The following is a 17,258-nucleotide window of genomic DNA, read 5'->3' as shown; positions in this document are numbered from 1 at the left end:
GACGAACACCGTGCGCGGCGCCTGCGCGGGCGCCTGCTGCACGACGGGCACCGGCGGTTTGATGGTCTCGGCCGGTGGCGGTTCGACCGGCTGCTGAGCCTCTTGGACAGGCGCCGGCGTCGGAACCTGACTGCTCGGCACGATAACTGCCTCCGCGGGGCTCGGCCGCTGGTCGGCGGTCGGCCGGATGCTGACGGCCAACGAGATGACCAGCGCGACCACCCCGATCACGAAGACGGAGGTCAGCGCGCTGCCGACGAGCAGGAACGGCTTGCGCTCCTCCTCGACCGACCGGGCCTCGGTCATCGCGTACTCGTCGACGTCGTCGACCGCGGACTCGGCACTGGCCGGGGCCATCTGCGTTTCGGCGCCGGCCAGACCCGCGAACACCGAGCCGGCGGTGGTGCCGTCCGGATCCTGGGAGTAGGCGAGGCCGACCGTGGAGGCTTCGAAGGCCGGCGCCGACGCTGAAGCCAGGGCGGCACCTCTGGCCATCCCCAGCTCTGCGTCCTCGGGCGCGTTCACCGGCAGGGAGATCAGATGCTCGAGGTGGGCCTTGACCGAGCTGACGTCGACGCCGGAGCCGACCACGAACATGCCCTGAGGCGGGGCTTCCTGAGCGGCCACGGCCTCGGCCATCTCGGTCAGCACCGCCAACGCATCGGTGCTGTGCAGCGTTCGGCTGAGCACCTTGACCACCGAGCCGTCGTCGGTCTGGACCACCGACAGCGTCGCGGTGTCGCGGTTGATGAACAGCAGGGCGGTGGTGTCGTACCCGACCGCACGTCCGACCGCCTGTGCCAGAGAGGCGGCGGCATGCCCCTCGGAGACGAGCATGACGTCGTCGATGTCATGTGCCGCCAACGCGTCGCGCAGTGCGGCCGCCTCGGCGTGGTCGCTCCACGTGACACCGATCGATTTGAGGTGGTGACCACCCGCCTCGGCGCTTTCCCTGGTGCCGAGCACCGCCGCCAGAACCTGGTCAGCAACATTTGCTGAGCCCTCTGCCGAGGCAACATCGAAGACGTCGTGGTCGACGGTGACACCGTCGGCCTTTTCGCCTTCGACCAGCACCATGCGGACCGTCGTAGGTGTCATAGACACACCCAGTACGATGTCCACTACACCCCTCCAAAATGTTTGCTACGCCTGGTTGGTCGCCTTCGCTCAACGAGCCATCACGAGCCGACAACTAGTACTTCATCGGCGTGACCAGCCGTCGCGTTACATCGGACGCTGTTAGCTGACAGCGGTGAAGACCTGGCCGGAACGCGACGCACGGATGCGCGATGGCGCCGGTTTTTCCGACGATACTCGGGCTGCCGACAAACGGCTGCGACGTTTCTGCCTCAGCTGGATCTGAGGAAGTTCTGATAGGACCGCGACGGCGTGGGACCGCGCTGGTTCTGGTACTTCGAGCCCGCCTTCGCGCTGCCGTACGGGTGCTCGGCAGGGCTGGTCAACCGCAGCAGGCAGAGCTGCCCGATCTTCATCCCCGGCCACAGCGTGATCGGCAGGTTCGCGACGTTGGACAGCTCCAGGGTGATGTGCCCGGAGAATCCCGGGTCGATGAACCCGGCTGTGGAGTGCGTCAGCAGACCGAGCCTGCCCAACGACGACTTGCCTTCCAGCCGGCCGGCCAGATCGTCGGGCAGGGTGCAACGCTCCAACGTCGCCCCGAGCACGAACTCGCCCGGATGCAGGACGAACGGCTCGCCTTCCTTCGGTTCGACGAGGGAGGTCAGGTCGTCCTGGCGTTCGGCGGGGTCGATGTGGGTGTAGCGGGTGTTGTTGAAGACCCGGAACAGGTTGTCGAGACGGACGTCGACGCTGGACGGCTGGACCAGGCTGTCGTCGAACGGATCGACACCGAGCCTGCCGGCCTTGATCTCGGCGCGGATATCGCGGTCGGAGAGCAGCACCGCACGAGCGTAGCGGCCGACCGAGGGCTTACCGGTAGGCGGCGGGCGCGTCCGCCGACTCAGCGGATTCGGCGACCCGGTCGGGGCGGGTGTTCAGGTACCGGCAGGTGAGGAGGACCAGCATGAAGACCGCCAGAATGATCAAGAGCTCGCACAGATCAGTCAGCGACGACGTGGCCATCATCGAACCCGGGCAGGTCGGTAAGTACTCATGGCTTCCACGATCGGCCGAGCGTTCGGCGAGCGCCACGGTCTTGACGCCTTCTTGATGGCCAGTCGGCAATTCTTGACGCTCGCGCATCAGCGCCGCTCGTCACACGCGGCGGCCCGCGGGTGTTAGCCTTCCTGTTCGAAAGTGCCGATGTAGTTCAATGGCAGAACATCAGCTTCCCAAGCTGAATACGCGGGTTCGATTCCCGTCATCGGCTCCAGATTGAGCAGTGCGAACGCTGCTGAAAGCCAATGCCGCTACCGGCTCGGTCCCGTAACGGACCCGTACTTAATCGGGGAAGTCCTCACCATCGGAGGTCCGAAAGGTAACTCCCCAGAGGACCAAAGTCCCGACTCTACGGAGGATCGGCGATTATCGGGAATAGAGGCAATAGGCTCCAGCATCATTTGGCTGTGGACCTGGTCGATAGCCTCAAAGGTGAAGACGACGCTTCGGGGCGCGAGAGTCTCTCGCAACGATCAGATTTCGCCGCAGACCATGAGCTGGTATCTGCGTCGCAATGGGATCTCCTTCGCGAGGTGCTGGACTCCTCGGTGGATGCCTACTGGGCGCTCGATGCGAGCGGTCATGTATTGGAGTGGAACCCGGCGGCGGTCCAGATGTTCGGCTGGTCCCGGGAGGAAGCAATCGGTCGGCTGCTGACGGAGTTGGTCATCGCTCCCGATCAGCAGCAGTGGGTTTCCCAGGACATTCTGAGCTATGTGGAAACCGGCCAATCACCGGTGGTCGGTCAGATCTCCGCACACAACATGCGCCACAAAGACGGCACCTCACTGCCGGCCGAAGCGATCGTGAGCGCAATCGGAAGCGGGCAACAGCTGACCTTCCATGTCCTCGTTCGCGATATGACGGCAAATTCTGAGGCGCGTGGTGCCCAGTACGGCAGTGAGGCCACCTTCGAGGCGGTGTTCGCCAATGCGCCGATCGGGATTGCCGTCGTAGGTCTGGACGGCAGCTTCCAGCGGGTCAACCAGGCGCTGTGCGATATCACCGGCTACCAACAGCATGAACTGACCGAGTTGACGTTTCAGGACATCACTTATCCCGATGACCTCGACACCGACGTCGGCGAGGCGACCCGGCTGCTCCATGGCGAGATCAGAAGCTATCAGATGGACAAGCGTTACTACGCCAAGGATGGTCACCTCATCTGGGTCCGTCTGTCGGGGTCGATCGTGCGTGACGCCGCTGGTCATCCGCTGCATTTCATCGCCCACATCGAGGACATCTCCGCCCGTAAGCGCGACGAGGAACTGCTGAGACGGCAGGCAACCCGCGACAGTCTGACCGGCGTGTTGAACCACGCCCAGTTCAAGCAGGAACTAGCCCGATACGAGGCGCTGGCCCGTCGCCACGGCTACGAGGACGAGGCGGCGGTATTCGTCATCGACGTCGACGGCCTCAAGCAGGTCAACGACCAGGGAGGCCACGAGGCCGGAGATGCCTACCTCAAAAACGTGACCCACACAATCGGGCGACGGCTGCGCCTCACCGACATTTTCGCCCGCATCGGCGGCGACGAATTCGCCGTCCTGCTGCCGCACACCTCCGCCGCCCAGGCCCGGAAAATGGCCCAGACTCTGACCGAAATGGTCAAAGCCGACACCCCTGGCAACGTCTCCATCGGGATCTCCATGATCGCCTCCGGTCAAACGAAGGACGCACTACAACGCGCCGACACAGCCATGTATCAAGCCAAACAACAAGGCCGAGGGCGCGTCGCCGGGCCCCTGTAACCCAACGCCGCCCCTCCTGATTCATTAGCGAAATGACGTTCGGACGCGGGTTCGATTCCCGTCATCGGCTCCGGGACCTCCGCGTCCACGATCTCCGCGCCCGCGGTCATGCAGGTGCGACCACCCAGTGGCCCTTCCGCAGCACGCCGATGACGGAGAGGTCGTTGTCGAGCACCACCATGTCGGCGGCCGCCCCGGCGGTCAGCTCGGCGTTCGGCAACCCGAGCGCCCGGGCGGGTATGACCGACGTCTGCGCCACCGCGGCCAGCAACGCCTCGTCCCGCGGCGCTCCACTGTGGGCGACCGCGAACCGGAGCACCCGGTCCATCGTCGCCGTGCTGCCGGCGATGGTGTCGGTGCCCGCCACCCGGGCCACACCGCCGGCCACGTCCACCGCCAACGGTCCGAGGTGGTAGCGGCCGTCGGACATACCGGTCGCGGCCATGGCATCGGTGATCAACGAGATGCGTTCAGGGCCAATGCTTTTGGTGACAAATCGGTAGATCGCGGGATCGATGTGCACCCCGTCGGTGATCAGCTCCACCGTGATGCGCGGGTCTTCGAGAAGCGCCACGATCGGTCCTGGTTCCCGCCGGTCGATCGGGCGCATCGCGTTGAACACGTGCGTGCCGATGGTCGCGCCGGCGTCGATAGCCGCCCGGGCCTGGTCGTACGTCGCCTCGGTGTGCCCAACCGCGACCACCACGCCGGACGAGGCGAGTTGCTCGACCGCCGCCACGGCCCCGGCGCGCTCCGGCGCGATGGTGACCATGCGGATCGTGCCGTCGCCGGCGCGCAGCACCGCGTCGATCTCGGCGGGATCAGGGTCCCGCATCAGTGACGGCTGGTGGGCACCACAGCGCAGCGGCGACAGCCACGGGCCCTCCAGGTGGATCCCGTCGAGTACGCCTGCCCGGACGTCGCGCGCCAGCGACTCGACCTGCCGCAAGAGTTCGGCGGGGCCGGCGGTCACCAGCGACGCGACCAGGGTGGTGGTGCCGTGTCTGCGGTGCAACTCCACCGCGGTCACCGTCTCGGCGGGGTCCGCCGCCGAGAAGTTGGCACCGCCGCCGCCGTGCAGGTGGGTGTCGACGAAACCCGGAACCACCGTCGCCGCGCCGAGATCCACATCAGGCGCGGCGAGCGCAGGCCCTTCGCCGAGCGCGCGGATCGTGCCGTCGGCGATGTCAATCCATCCCGGGCGCAACAGTTCGCGCCCGGTCAGCACCGTGTCGGCGCGCAGTAGCACCTCAGATGCCCTGCCAGTCCGGCTTGGAGCTGTAGGTCTCGCGGTAGTAGTCGACGAGTTGGAGCCGCCGCGCGGCCGCGTCGTCGAGCAGCACGGTGACGTGCGGGTGGTGTTGCAGCACGGTCGCCGGCCACATGGCGCTCACGGCGCCCTCGACGAGATGGTGCACCGCTTCGGCCTTGCCACGGCCGGTTGCCACCAGGATGATGTGCCGGGCCTCCAGGATGGTGCCCAACCCCTGCGTCAGGCAGTGCGTGGGGACCGCGTCGACGTCGTCGCCGAAGAACCGGGCGTTGTCAACGCGGGTCTGCCTGGTGAGCGTCTTGATCCGGGTCCGCGAAGCCAGCGACGACCCCGGCTCGTTGAACGCGATGTGCCCGTCGGTTCCGATGCCGAGAATCTGGAGGTCCACGCCGCCCGCGTCGCGGATCCCCGCCTCGTAGGCCGCACAGGAGGCGGGAATGTCGGCGGCAAGGCCGTCAGGTCCCTGCACCGCACCGTCAGCGAAATCGACGCGGGACACGAACACTGCGTCGATGACGTTGCGGTAGCGCTCCGGGTGATCGGCTGGCAGACCGACGTACTCATCGAGGGTGAAGCCGCGGGCCTGGCGGAATGACAGCTCGCCGGCCTCGTAACGCGCCGCCAATTCGTCATAGATCATCAGTGGCGAAGAGCCGGTGGCCAAGCCGAGAACCGCGTCGGGCTTCCGATTCAGCAAGCCCGCCACCGCATCGGCGGCAACCTTGCCGATCTGCGTACGGTCTTGAAGGATAACGACTTCCATCAGCCGGCAGCGGTGAACAGGTCGTCACCTGCGGCCAGCACCGCACCCTCGAGCACGGCCTCTGCCGGAGTGATGTTCTCGGCCTCCCGTTCGTCCATCACGACCACGGGGACAATGGGATTCAGGCCTTTGGCCGTGATCGCGGGCACGTCGTAGGTGATCACCCTCTGGCCCGCGGTGACGTCGTCGCCCTGCGTGACGTGGATCGTGAATCCTTCACCGTCGAGCGCGACGGTGTCCAAGCCGAGATGCACCAGCACACCGACATTGTCGACCGTCATGATGACGTACGCGTGGGGCAGCAGTTTGAGGAGCTTGCCGCTCACCGGGGCGATCGCCTCGACGACCTCGTGCGGCGGATCCACCGCCGCGCCGTAACCCACCATGCCCGCGGAGAACACCGGGTCGGGGACATCGGATAGCGGGACGGCGCGCCCCGCGACCGGGGCGAGGACTGGCGTTCTGCTCATTGTTGCGACTCCTTTGTCCGATCGGATGAAAGCCGATCGCACCCAGAATAGGCTTGCCGAACTTGCGCAAGGACACGAAACCGGCGAGAGAGAAGGCTGACCTGTGACCAACGATTCTGCGAAGCCCCAAGAAGCGCAAAGCAAGTCGGGCATGCGGATCCCGGGATTCGCTCAGTTGCAGCGGCTGGGCAAGAGCCTCATGCTACCGATCGCCGTACTGCCCGCTGCGGGCATTCTGCTGCGATTAGGGCAGCCGGACCTGCTGGGCCGGATAGAGGTAGCGGTCATCGGTCCGTTCTTCAAAGCGATGAGCGCTGCCGGCGACGCCTTGTTCACCAACCTGCCGCTGCTCTTCGCAGTCGGCGTCGCCATCGGATTCTCCAGGAAGGCCGACGGTTCGACCGCGCTGGCCGCAGTGGTCGGTTATCTAGTGGTGCAGGCGGTGTTCACGACCATGTCGCCGATCGTGCTGGCCGGTCAGGTGGACAAGGCAGGCGATCAGGCGCAGATCAACTACAGCGTCTTCGCCGGCATCGTCGTCGGTCTGCTCACTGCGTGGCTGTTCGACCGCTACCACACCATCGTGCTGCCGTCCTATCTCGGCTTTTTCGGCGGCAGACGGTTCGTTCCGATCATCGTCTCGCTGGCGTGCCTGTTTCTCGCGTTCGCCATGAGCTACTTCTATCCCATCTTCGACGCGGGGCTGACCGGGCTCGGTGAGTTCATCGGCGGGTCGGGAGCCATCGGGGCGTTCGTCTACGGATTCGCCAACCGCATGCTGATTCCGCTGGGCCTGCACCACATTCCGAATTCCTACATCTGGTTCCTCTACGGCGACTACCAGACGCCCTCGGGCGAGACGGTCACCGGCGAACTCACCCGGTTCGCCGCCGGCGACCCCACCGGCGGCCATCTGACCGCCGGCTTCTATCCGATCCTGATGTTCGGTCTGCCCGCCGCAGCACTGGCGATGATCCACGCGGCGAACAAGAAGCAGCGCAAGGTCGCGGTCGGCATCCTGTCAGCCGCGGCACTCACCGCGTTCCTGACCGGCATAACCGAACCTCTGGAGTTCGCGTTCATGTTCGTGGCGTTCCCGCTGTACGTCATCCACGCGGTGCTGACCGGACTGTCCCTGGCGATCGCCTACCTGCTCGACATCCATCTGGGCTTCTCGTTCTCGGCCGGACTGATCGACCTGCTGCTCTACGGCACGGCGCCGGCCGCGAAGAACATCCCGCTGCTGATCGGTATGGGCGTGGTGTTCTTCGTCGTGTACTACCTACTGTTCCGGTTCGCCATCACGAAGTTCAACATGCGCACCCCCGGGCGGGAGCCCGATGCCGAGTTCGAGGCCGAGGAGCGGGCCAACCTTGAGGTGGGCGCCCAGGGGGCGACGACGACGGTCGCCGCGCCGGCCCAGACGAAGGCCGAGCAACTCATCGCCGCGTTCGGTGGCCGCGACAACCTGGTCAATGTCGACGCCTGCATCACCCGGCTCCGCATGGAGGTCGCCGACAAGTCCAAGGTGGATCAGGCCCGGCTGAAAGCACTCGGTGCCGCCGGCGTCATCGAAGTGGGCAACAGCGTCCAGGCGGTGTTCGGCACCCAGTCCGAGGCGCTGAAGAACGACATCCGCGAGGCGCTGTAGGTCAGCCGGCCTTCTGCAGCTGGAACGGGCGCGTTGTACGGATCACCGTCGGTAAGCCTGCGGGCCCGCCATTGACGGCACCCTCGGACGCTGCAAGCATTGTGACGTTCGTCATATGACCACCTGGTCATATCCGGCATAGGGACGGCAGCCCATGACCACTAGAGACAAGTACACGCGAGTGCCCGCACGGTACTCGTGGGAGACGCCCAGCGCGGGTGACGCCCGCTTCACGTGGGAGTACGACGAGGGGCGCGACCGACTCCTCTCCCTCTACCAAAAAGGAAAGGACAAGCAGTGGGATGCCCAGTCGCGGATCGACTGGAGCCTGGACGTCGACCCGACGAACCCGGTCGGGATTCCGGACGAGTTCATCGGGTTGTTCGGCAGCCCGGCCTGGGAGGCCGCCGACGAAGCACGCCGCGCCGAGTTCCGCCGGCACAACGCGGCCTGGGGTTTCTCGCAGTTCCTGCACGGCGAGCAGGGGGCGATGGTGTGCGCGGCCAAGATCGTCGAGGTCGTCCCGGACATGGACGCGAAGTTCTACGCCGCGACCCAAACCATGGATGAGGCCCGACACGTCGAGGCGTTCTCGCGATTCCTCCACGAGAAAATCGGCCTGGTGTACCCGATCAACTCGAACTTGACCGCGCTCTTGGGGGACACCCTGAGCGATTCGCGCTGGGACATGCCCTACCTCGGCATGCAGGTTCTCATCGAAGGGCTCGCCCTCGCCGCGTTTGGGGTGCAGCGCGATCTGGCGCCCGAGGGCTCGTTGGCCAAACAACTGCTCGCCTATGTCATGCAGGACGAAGCCCGACACGTCGCGTTCGGCCGAATTTCGCTGAAGGACTACTACTCCGCGCTGACCGACGCCGAACGGGACGAGCGGGAGGAGTTCGTCGTTGAGGCGTGCTATCTGATGCGTGACCGGTTCCGAGGCGAGGAAGTCTTCGAAACGCTCGGTCTCAACGTCAAGGAGTGCGCCGAGTGGGTCGACCACTCGCCGGTGATGATCCAGTTCCGCTCGCACCTGTTCAGCCGCATCGTGCCGATCGTCAAAGACATCGGCCTGTGGGGACCCAAGGTGCAGAAGGCGTTCGTCGACATGGGAGTCCACGACATGGCGGCCTCGGACATCGACGCTCTGATGAAGGCCGATGAGGACCAGGCCGACGCGTTGGACGAAGCACAGTCCGAGATGGCAGGCCGCGCCCTCGAGGTGGACCAGATGATCGAGTTGGGTGCGAGCTAGCAAGACGTCCAGATCCGTTGCGCTCTGAGACAGCTTCGTTCGGAGCGGCGTAGGTGCGGCAGAGACCGGGTACGCACGCGGCATGGCGGTCATCGGATTTCACTGTTCGCACGAACAGATCAGCCCGGCCCAGTTGCTCCGCGACGTCCAACAGGCGGAGCGAGCCGGTTTCACCGCCGGGATGTCCTCGGACCACTTCAGCCCGTGGAGCACCCGGCAGGGCGAATCCGGCTTCGCATGGTCGTTCCTCGGGGCGGCGCTCGCCACGACCCAGCTGCCGTTCGGCGTCGTCAACGCGCCCGGGCAGCGCTACCACCCGGCGATCATCGCCCAGGCCATCGCCACCCTGGCGCAGATGTTCCCGGGCCGCTTCTGGGCAGCGCTCGGATCCGGCGAAGCCTCGAACGAACGCATCACCGGAGAAGTGTGGCCGCGCAAGGAGTTACGGGACGATCGCCTCATCGAGTGCGTACAGGTGATCCGGCGCCTGCTGCAGGGCGAGGAAGTCAACCATGACGGCCTCGTGCGCGTGAACCGGGCGCAGCTCTGGACGTTGCCGCAGACGGTCCCCGACCTCGTCGGCCCGGCCGTCACTCCCGAGACCGCGGCCCGCCACGCCGCCTGGGCGGACGGCCTGATCACCGTCAACCAGCCGAAGGAGACGTTGCAGAAGATCCTGGATTCGTATCGCGACGCCGGCGGTCGGGGTCCCGCACGTCTGCAGATCCATCTCAGCTGGGCTCCCACCGAAGACGAAGCCATCACCATCGCGCACGACCAGTGGCGCAGCAACGTCTTCGCCCCACCGGTGTGTTGGGACGTCGAGACGGTGGAGGCCTTCGACGTCATCGGCGAAACCGTCTCCACCGACCAGGTGAGGAAGTCCGTCAACGTATCCAGCGACCTGGCCCAGCACGCGGACTGGCTGGCGCAGTACCTCGATCAAGGGTGGGACGAGTTGTATCTGCACTTCGTAGGCCAGCAGCAGGCGGGCTTCATCGACGCTTTCGGCGAGCACGTCCTGCCGCAGTTGGCCCCGACTGCCCCGCTGGTGACCTCGTGAGGTCGGCGGACTCGGGCGACCTGTGGTGGAAGAACGCCGTCTTCTACTGCGCCGACATCGAGACCTTCTACGACTGGAACGGCGACGGCACCGGTGACATCCGCGGGATGACCGACCGCCTCGAGTACCTCAACGACCTCGGCGTGACGTGCTTGTGGCTCATGCCCTTCTACCCCACCGCCCGCAAGGACGACGGCTACGACATCACGGACTTCTACGGAGTGGACCCGCGACTGGGCACCCTCGGCGACTTCGTCGAACTGGTCCGCACGGCGAAGGCGAAGGGTATCCGGGTCATCGTCGACTTCGTCATGAACCACACCTCGGACGCTCACCCCTGGTTCAAGTCGGCCCGCCGGAGCAAGGACGACCCGTACCGCGACTACTACGTGTGGAGCGCGACCGAACCGAAATCAAGCCCTGAGGACGTCGTCTTCCCCGACCAGGAGGACAGCATCTGGGAACTCGAACCCAAGACCGGCGAGTGGTACCTGCACCACTTCTACAAACATCAGCCGGATCTCAACATCGAGAATCCCAAAGTGCAGGAGGAGATCTCACGCACCCTCGGCTTCTGGCTCGAGCTCGGCGTCTCGGGTTTCCGGGTCGATGCCGTCCCGTTCCTGTTCGCGAAGGACGCCGTGCCCGGCCAGACCGACGTCTTCGACCCGTTCCAGTATCTGGGCGACATCCGGAACTTCATCACCCGCAGGCTGGGTGATGCTGTTCTGCTCGGCGAGGTGAACGTCCCCTACAAGGAGCAGAAGAAGTTCTTCGGCGGCGCCGACGGGGACGGGCTGAACATGCAGTTCGATTTCATCGGCATGCAACAGATCTACCTCTCCATGGCCCGCGGCGACGCCCGACCGATCGCCAAGGCCCTTCGACAGCGACCCACGCTCGACCCGACCAGCCAGTGGGCGAACTTCATTCGGAATCACGACGAGCTCACTCTCGATAAGCTCAGCGACACTGAGCGACAAGAGGTTTTTGACGCCTTCGGGCCTGATCCCGACATGCAGCTCTTCGGCCGAGGGCTTCGCAGGCGGCTGCCGCCGATGCTCGGTGGGGACGAGCGGCGGATGAAGATGGCGTACTCGCTCGCGTTCTCCCTCCCGGGAACTCCCGTCCTGTTCTACGGCGAAGAGATCGGCATGGCCGAAAATCCGGACATACCAGGCCGACTCGCCGTTCGAAGTCCGATGCAGTGGACCGGCGGGGCCAACGGCGGCTTCTCCAGCGCAGCGAAGCGCCGGCTCACCCGTCCGCTGCCGGATGGCCTGTACGGACCCGAGCGCGTCAACGCCGCCGATCAGCGCCGCGATCACGGCTCCTTCTGGTGGTTCATGCGCAATCTCATCTACACCTACCGCGAGCAGCCCGAGATCGGCTGGTCCACGGTGGAGATCCTCAAGCAGCCCAATCGGGCGGTGCTGGCCCACGCGTGCCGGGAGGAATCCGGGTGGTCGATGATCGCGCTACACAACTTCGGGGCCGAAGGGTGCATCGTTCCACTGGAACTCGACGAAGTGGCACCGGGATCCGTGCTCGTCGACCTGCTCGACGGTCTCACCGAGATCGAACTCGACAAATCGGATCGGGTCGAGTTGGACCTCGGACCCTACGGCTATCGCTGGCTTCGCATTCTGGGCCCGGAGGCGGAACCGATCATCTGAGCGGCCGAGTCACCGCGGGACAGGCGGCGGACTGGTCGGGGTCACGGTGATCGGCAGCCAGTGAGTGCCGGGTCCCTCACCGGGGCACCCTAATCCCTCGACCACGAGGGTCCGCTCACCGGAGAAGCCGCCGTCGGGGTTCGGGATCAGATAGTCCGAGCGCACCGACGGTACTGCGCTGTCAGGATTCATGCGGTCGCACAGGTACGGATAGTCGCCGCCGGTCTCCCACCGGGTGCCATTCCATCGGTACTCGAAAACTGTTGGAGCACCAGGGTTCCGAGAGAGGTCGTCGGAGTTGTCCATGCTCACCACACACCCGGCCACGTCGCAGCGCGCAGTGTATTCGACGACAAATGTTTTGGCGGGCATCGGTGTCGGCACACCGTTGAACGTCTGTTTGGAGAAGTCGACGAACACGTCGTAGTACCCGTAGAGCAGCGGCGGTGTGCCACGCTCCGCATGCGCGACCGGCGGCACCGCAAGCAGCGCGCATCCTGTCAGCACGGCTACGGCCAGCGTCTTGGCGCGATTCTTCGGCACCGGACCAGTAACACACAGGGCGGCCTCGTCCATCGCCGAATTCCGGAAGACGCGGGGTGTGATGTCCGCATTCGGCGCCAAAAACCCGGCGCTTGACCCTCCCCCTGCGGGAGACCCCACGGTGGCGTCATGACAGTCATCAACAACACCCCATGGAACACACTGCCGTCGGTGGTGACGACGTACCTCACCGCGCATCGAACACGCGACGCGGCGACAGCGCTCAGCACCTTCACCGCCGACGCCGCGGTGACCGACGAGGGACACACCTTCCGCGGACGCGAGGCGATCGGAACCTGGCTGAGCAGCGCGGGCGGCGAGTTCACCTTCACCACGGAGTTCACCGGCGCCACCACAACGGATGCCGCGCACATCGACGTCGTGCAGCGGCTGGAAGGGAACTTCCCGGGCGGGGTGGCCGACCTGCACTACCGATTCACCTTGGACGGCGATCTGATCAGCCGTCTGGTGATCGAGCCCTGACCATGACGACGAAGACCTGGTTCATCACCGGGGGCACCCCCGGTGGATTCGGGATGGCCTACGCCGATGCCGCACTGGAGATCGGGGACCGGGTGGTGCTCACTGCCCGCCGCCCCGCCGAGTTGGACACGTGGGCGCGGGCGTACGGCGACCGCGTGCTCGTCCTGCCCCTCGACGTCACCGACGCAGAGCAGGTGCAGAACGCCGTCCGCAAGGCCGAGGAGAACTTCGGCGGGATCGACGTTCTGGTGAACAACGCCGGCCGCGGTTGGTACGGGTCGATCGAGGGCATGGCCGACGCGGATGTTCGCGCGATGTTCGAGCTCAACTTCTTTGCGCTGCTCACCGTCATCCGCGCCGCGCTCCCCGGCATGCGCACCAGGGGCAGCGGGTGGATCGTCAACATGTCCTCGGTGGCCGGGTTGAGCGGCGTCACCGGTTTCGGGTATTACAGCGCCACCAAGTTCGCCGTCGAGGCGGTCACCGACGTTCTTCGCGAAGAGGTCGCGCCGCTGGGCATCCGGGTGCTGGCGGTGGAGCCGGGAGCATTCCGCACCCACGCCTACGCCGGCTTCACCGACGAACCCGTCGCCGAATCCATCGCCGAGTACGGGCCGATGCTGGAGCATGTGCGGTCCGCGATGGTCGAGCAGAACGGCACCCAGCCGGGTGACCCGCAGCGCGGGGTCCGCGCGGTGATCGCCGCCATGGCCCAGGACCCGCCGCCCCGACGGCTGGTCCTCGGCAGCGACGGGTTCGACACCGCCGTCGGGACGCTCGAGAGCTCGCTCGCCGAGATCCGCGCACATGAGTTGGCATCCCGCGGCGCCGACTTCCCGACGGACTGACAAGCACACGCCGCCAACGTCTCTCACCCCGAGGCGGCCGCCGGCGCGAGCTGGAAGACCGGCCAGCCGATCTCCGTCCGCCATCTGGTCGGATCCTCGGTGTCACGCGGACCCACCCGATAGATCTCGTGGATCGGTCCGTCGACCGCCAGCGCATGGGTCACGACCCAGGCACCGAGGCGACCGTAGGTGACGTCGATGTCGTCGTGCGGACCGGAATGCAGTGCGACGGCCAGGTCCGCCGCCGGAAGCTCGATGACGTCGATCCGCCCGGAGGGCCGAGGAGCACGGACCGGCCGGAAGACGGTCATCACCCCGGCGCCGTGGGCGAACAACTCATTCGTGTACTGCCCGCCGGGCGGTCCGGTGCGTTCCGCGGGTGGGTAGGCCGCGTCCAGTTCGGTCATCGCGGCGTCGTACCAGCTGAGCGAATCGCCCACGCGCACCTGGCCTGTGATCGCGGCGACGGTCCGGGCGGGCACCGACCGGAGCTCGACGTGAACATCGGCCGGGTCCGGGCGCAGCAGCCGGCGCAGCGATACGACCGCGGCCTGAGTTCGGTTCAGTTCGGCCTCCAGGCGGCTGAGGTGGCCCGTGATCACCTCGGCCCGTTGGCGCGGGTCATCGGTGGCGAGGATCGACTGGACCTCGGCCAACGGCACATCGAGTTTTCGGAGCTGGTGGATGACCTGGGCGGTCGGTATCTGCTCGGGCTCGTAGTACCGGTACCCCGAGAACTGGTCGACCGTCGCGGGCTCGAGGAGTCCGGCCTCGTGGTAGCGGCGCAAGGTCCGCACGCTCAGGTGCGTCACCGTCGCGAACTCCCCGATGGTCAATTTGGAACGCATGAACTCTGCCTCCTGGACCTTCTCCCCACGGGAGGCCGGACCTTCCAATATGCAAAATACAGCGCTGGTTGCGCCGGCCGGCCTGCGCTCATTCAGCGGCCCCGTGAGATCCGCGCGACGACAGATCGGCAGAGATGAAGTTCAGTGACTACGGCTGCGTCGTGATCGGCGAGAAGGCCGCCGATCTGATCCGCGGCAGAAGGCGATGTCTCGACACGATGCGCGCTAAGGCCGGCCGCCTCGGGCCGAGATCGTTTATTGTTTGCCCGTGCCAGAAATGGATCGCCGCCACCTGATGTTCATGGTCGGTCTGGGTGCGGCGGCCGCCGCACTACCCGCGGCCACCGCCCACGCCCAGCCGGTCTCCCCCGAAGTCGACCCCGGCCCCGTGATGCTGTTCCAGGACGAGTTCAACGGTCCGGCCGGTTCACCGCCGGACCCGGCGTCGTGGTTCATCGTCCCGGCACGCGAGACCATCAGGAACCCTCACGAATGGGACAAGCCCTTCAACATGGGGCGCTACGTGACCGACCAGGAGCACGTGTTCCAGGACGGCAACGGCAATCTGGTCATTCGCGCCACCCGCGGGCCCGGCACCACCATCCAGGAGAAGTACGCCAGCGCCAAGATCGTCGGCAACTGGCGCGGCGGTATGGGGACCACGTGGGAAGCCAGAGTCAAGCTCGACTGCCTGACCGACGGCGCGTGGCCCGCTTTCTGGCTGATCAACGACAACCCGGTGCGCGGCGGTGAGATCGACCTGGTCGAGTGGTACGGCAACAACGACTGGCCGTCGGGCACCACGGTGCACGCCAAGCTGGACGGCACGGCGTTCGCCACCCATCGCCACCCCATCGACAACGCGTGGCACACCTGGCGTATGACATGGCTTCCGTCGGGCCTGCACTTCTGGAAGGACTACCAGCCGGGCATGGAGCCGTTCTTCGTGGTGCCGGCGAACTCGATCCCGGACTGGCCCTTCAACGACCCTGGTTTCACGATGGCGCCGGTGTTCAACATCGCCGTCGGCGGCTCCGGTGGCCGCGAACCCGCGGCGGGCACGTACCCCGCCGAGATGCGCGTCGACTGGATCAGGGTCTTCTGACGCCCTAATCCAGCAAACGCACCACGGCATCCCTGCCTGAATGCGACTCTGATCTCCGTCGGCAGTCGAAGAGGAGATGAGTGCACAGTGGGGGGACGGTCGTGAAGCGGACAGTGGGCGGGCGACTGGGGTTAATCGCGATGACCGTGAGCATCGGCGTTGTCACCCCCTCCGGCTTCGCCACCGCCGCGCCCGAGCACATCATGATTTCGCACAACGGCGTAACGGTGCTGCAGAACGGCAACGCGAGGGCCGAGTCCATTGCCACCGTGGCAGATGGTTCCTATGCGGAAGCCGTCGGAAACGGTGCGGTCGCCATTGCACTCGGTGCCGGCGACGAAGTCATCGCGGTTGGCGAGTCCGCGTACGCCTCGGCCGATGGGCTGGGACCACTTCAGCCCACGCGGAACAGGGTCTCTGTCGTAGGCGATGAATCCCGTGCCGTCGTGCAGGGCTCTCGCAACACCGTCGACATCGGTAGGCAGTTTCAATTCGCGTTAGGCGTTCAGGTCGTCAGCACGGGTTATGACAACTTCATCGTCGCGTACGGCGTAGACGCTCGTTTCGAGAACTACAGCAACGGCAGCCGCATCTGGGCGACTCGAAGAGGCACCGGCATCAATCGAGTCGACGGGGCGGTGATCTGCAACGACCCCTGCGAGTTCGATGATCGCCTTCCATCGAGTGCGCGCACGCTTTCCCGCACTTTGTCGGCGCCCGGTGGCTCCTTCGTCGGACCGTTGTTCGGGTTGTTCGGCAATGGCATCGACGCTGCCACCGACTGCCAGGGCGACGCATGCATCGGCGGTCGAGGCGGTCTCCTCTGGGGCAGCGGCGGCGACGGCGCGAACGGCGGCTCCGGCGGTGACGCTGGGCTGTTCGGTACTGGTGGACGCGGCGGCAACGCAACCGGAGACTTCCAAGACGGCGGTGACGGCGGCCGAGGCGGGATCCTCTTCGGCAACGGTGGGCGGGGCGGAGACGCCTCGGGCAGCAACGCCACCGGAGGTTATGGCGGTGACGCCGGCGCCAATGGCAATGGTGGCGACGGCGGCGACGGCGGCTCGCCCACGGCGCTGCGGGGGCACGCCGGTAACGGCGGCCGAGGTGGAACGTCGACGGGCAACGGCGGCAACGGAGGAACGGCGATCGGCATCAGAGGTGCCGTTGGTGGCGACGGCGGCGACAGCCGCGGTCGAGGTAATGGCGGCGATGGTGGCACAGCCAACGCGACCGACGCCGAACTCGGCGTCGCCGTGGGAGGTTTCGGCGGCGACGCCGGACGAAACGGCAACGGCGGCAGAGGAGGAAGTGCCACCGGCTCTCTTGCGGCGGCCGGCGGTAACGGTGGCGACGGCGGCAGTCGTACAGGGGACGGCGGCGACGGGGG

Annotated in this window: 17 protein-coding genes and 1 tRNA gene; 10 read left to right on the top strand and 8 right to left on the bottom strand. The window is 66.1% G+C overall.

From position 1 onward, the window contains the following. The 3 genes from WA965_RS00355 to WA965_RS00345 form a co-directional block, all read right to left on the bottom strand. Nucleotides 1-1,122, bottom strand: a 1,122-nt coding sequence (locus WA965_RS00355; RefSeq protein WP_526446876.1) for a DUF7159 family protein, incomplete at its 3' end; no start/stop codon positions are given. A 227-nt stretch (nucleotides 1,123-1,349) separates the two neighbouring features. Then, nucleotides 1,350-1,922: a dCTP deaminase gene (gene dcd, locus WA965_RS00350; protein ID WP_526297097.1), complete on the bottom strand. Its 573-nt coding sequence runs from the start codon at nucleotides 1,920-1,922 to the stop codon at nucleotides 1,350-1,352. Nucleotides 1,923-1,950: 28 nt separating this feature from the next. Continuing rightward, on the bottom strand, nucleotides 1,951-2,223 hold the full coding sequence (locus WA965_RS00345) for a hypothetical protein (protein ID WP_526297099.1): 273 nt from the start codon (nucleotides 2,221-2,223) through the stop codon (nucleotides 1,951-1,953). Between the two features lie 56 nt (nucleotides 2,224-2,279). Here WA965_RS00345 and WA965_RS00340 point away from each other — a divergent pair. Together WA965_RS00340 and WA965_RS00335 are read left to right on the top strand one after the other, a co-directional pair. Beyond that, nucleotides 2,280-2,353, top strand: a tRNA-Gly gene (locus WA965_RS00340). A gap of 193 nt (nucleotides 2,354-2,546) precedes the next feature. Continuing rightward, nucleotides 2,547-3,890: a sensor domain-containing diguanylate cyclase gene (locus tag WA965_RS00335; protein WP_526297121.1), complete on the top strand. Its 1,344-nt coding sequence runs from the start codon at nucleotides 2,547-2,549 to the stop codon at nucleotides 3,888-3,890. A 106-nt stretch (nucleotides 3,891-3,996) separates the two neighbouring features. Here WA965_RS00335 and nagA read toward each other — a convergent pair whose 3' ends face one another. The 3 genes from nagA to WA965_RS00320 are packed head-to-tail and all read right to left on the bottom strand — an operon-like array spanning nucleotide 3,997 to nucleotide 6,396. After that, the gene (gene nagA / locus WA965_RS00330) at nucleotides 3,997-5,139 is read right to left on the bottom strand and encodes an N-acetylglucosamine-6-phosphate deacetylase (RefSeq protein ID WP_526297101.1); all 1,143 of its coding nucleotides are present in this window, start codon (nucleotides 5,137-5,139) and stop codon (nucleotides 3,997-3,999) included. Nucleotide 5,140: 1 nt separating this feature from the next. Next, nucleotides 5,141-5,926, bottom strand: a complete 786-nt coding sequence (gene nagB, locus WA965_RS00325; RefSeq protein WP_526297103.1) for a glucosamine-6-phosphate deaminase — start codon at nucleotides 5,924-5,926, stop codon at nucleotides 5,141-5,143. Next, on the bottom strand, nucleotides 5,926-6,396 hold the full coding sequence (locus tag WA965_RS00320; RefSeq protein WP_526297105.1) for a PTS sugar transporter subunit IIA: 471 nt from the start codon (nucleotides 6,394-6,396) through the stop codon (nucleotides 5,926-5,928). The genes nagB and WA965_RS00320 overlap by 1 nt, the downstream gene beginning before the upstream one ends. Before the next feature lie 151 nt (nucleotides 6,397-6,547). Between WA965_RS00320 and WA965_RS00315 the strand changes: the two genes are divergently transcribed. The 4 genes from WA965_RS00315 (at nucleotide 6,548) to WA965_RS00300 (ending at nucleotide 12,041) form a co-directional block, all read left to right on the top strand. Then, nucleotides 6,548-8,047, top strand: a complete 1,500-nt coding sequence (locus tag WA965_RS00315; protein WP_526297123.1) for a PTS transporter subunit EIIC — start codon at nucleotides 6,548-6,550, stop codon at nucleotides 8,045-8,047. Nucleotides 8,048-8,201: 154 nt separating this feature from the next. Then, entirely contained in the window at nucleotides 8,202-9,302 is a 1,101-nt protein-coding gene (locus tag WA965_RS00310) for a ferritin-like domain-containing protein (RefSeq protein WP_526297107.1), read from the top strand. Nucleotides 9,303-9,384: 82 nt separating this feature from the next. Beyond that, on the top strand, nucleotides 9,385-10,365 hold the full coding sequence (locus tag WA965_RS00305) for a TIGR03885 family FMN-dependent LLM class oxidoreductase (protein ID WP_526297109.1): 981 nt from the start codon (nucleotides 9,385-9,387) through the stop codon (nucleotides 10,363-10,365). Beyond that, a complete protein-coding gene (locus WA965_RS00300) occupies nucleotides 10,362-12,041 on the top strand; it encodes an alpha-amylase family protein (RefSeq protein ID WP_526297111.1) in 1,680 nt (559 codons plus the stop codon). Before WA965_RS00305 ends, WA965_RS00300 begins: the two co-directional genes overlap by 4 nt. 9 nt (nucleotides 12,042-12,050) lie before the next feature. On the opposite strand, the gene WA965_RS00295 is transcribed toward WA965_RS00300, so the two are convergent. Beyond that, entirely contained in the window at nucleotides 12,051-12,617 is a 567-nt protein-coding gene (locus tag WA965_RS00295; RefSeq protein ID WP_526297113.1) for an MBOE_33420 family protein, read from the bottom strand. A gap of 96 nt (nucleotides 12,618-12,713) precedes the next feature. On the opposite strand from WA965_RS00295, the gene WA965_RS00290 reads away from it, so the two are divergent. Together WA965_RS00290 and WA965_RS00285 are read left to right on the top strand one after the other, a co-directional pair. Beyond that, nucleotides 12,714-13,067, top strand: a complete 354-nt coding sequence (locus WA965_RS00290; RefSeq protein WP_526297115.1) for a nuclear transport factor 2-like protein — start codon at nucleotides 12,714-12,716, stop codon at nucleotides 13,065-13,067. Between the two features lie 2 nt (nucleotides 13,068-13,069). Beyond that, entirely contained in the window at nucleotides 13,070-13,915 is an 846-nt protein-coding gene (locus WA965_RS00285) for an SDR family oxidoreductase (protein ID WP_526297117.1), read from the top strand. Nucleotides 13,916-13,938: 23 nt separating this feature from the next. Here the strand turns inward: WA965_RS00285 and WA965_RS00280 are convergent, their stop codons facing one another. After that, the gene (locus WA965_RS00280; protein WP_526297119.1) at nucleotides 13,939-14,763 is read right to left on the bottom strand and encodes a MerR family transcriptional regulator; all 825 of its coding nucleotides are present in this window, start codon (nucleotides 14,761-14,763) and stop codon (nucleotides 13,939-13,941) included. Between the two features lie 277 nt (nucleotides 14,764-15,040). Here WA965_RS00280 and WA965_RS00275 point away from each other — a divergent pair, with 277 nt between their 5' ends. Further along, nucleotides 15,041-15,868, top strand: a complete 828-nt coding sequence (locus WA965_RS00275) for a glycoside hydrolase family 16 protein (protein ID WP_526446878.1) — start codon at nucleotides 15,041-15,043, stop codon at nucleotides 15,866-15,868. Between the two features lie 140 nt (nucleotides 15,869-16,008). After that, a partial coding sequence (locus WA965_RS00270) for a PGRS repeat-containing protein (protein WP_526446874.1) occupies nucleotides 16,009-17,258 on the top strand: 1,250 nt, incomplete at its 3' end.

Origin of the sequence: Mycobacterium sp. (genome assembly GCF_049683935.1) — a bacterium.
GTDB lineage: Bacteria > Actinomycetota > Actinomycetes > Mycobacteriales > Mycobacteriaceae > Mycobacterium.
The sequence above is the reverse complement of the archived record's forward strand: the minus strand, read 5'-3'. Positions and strand labels throughout refer to the sequence as shown.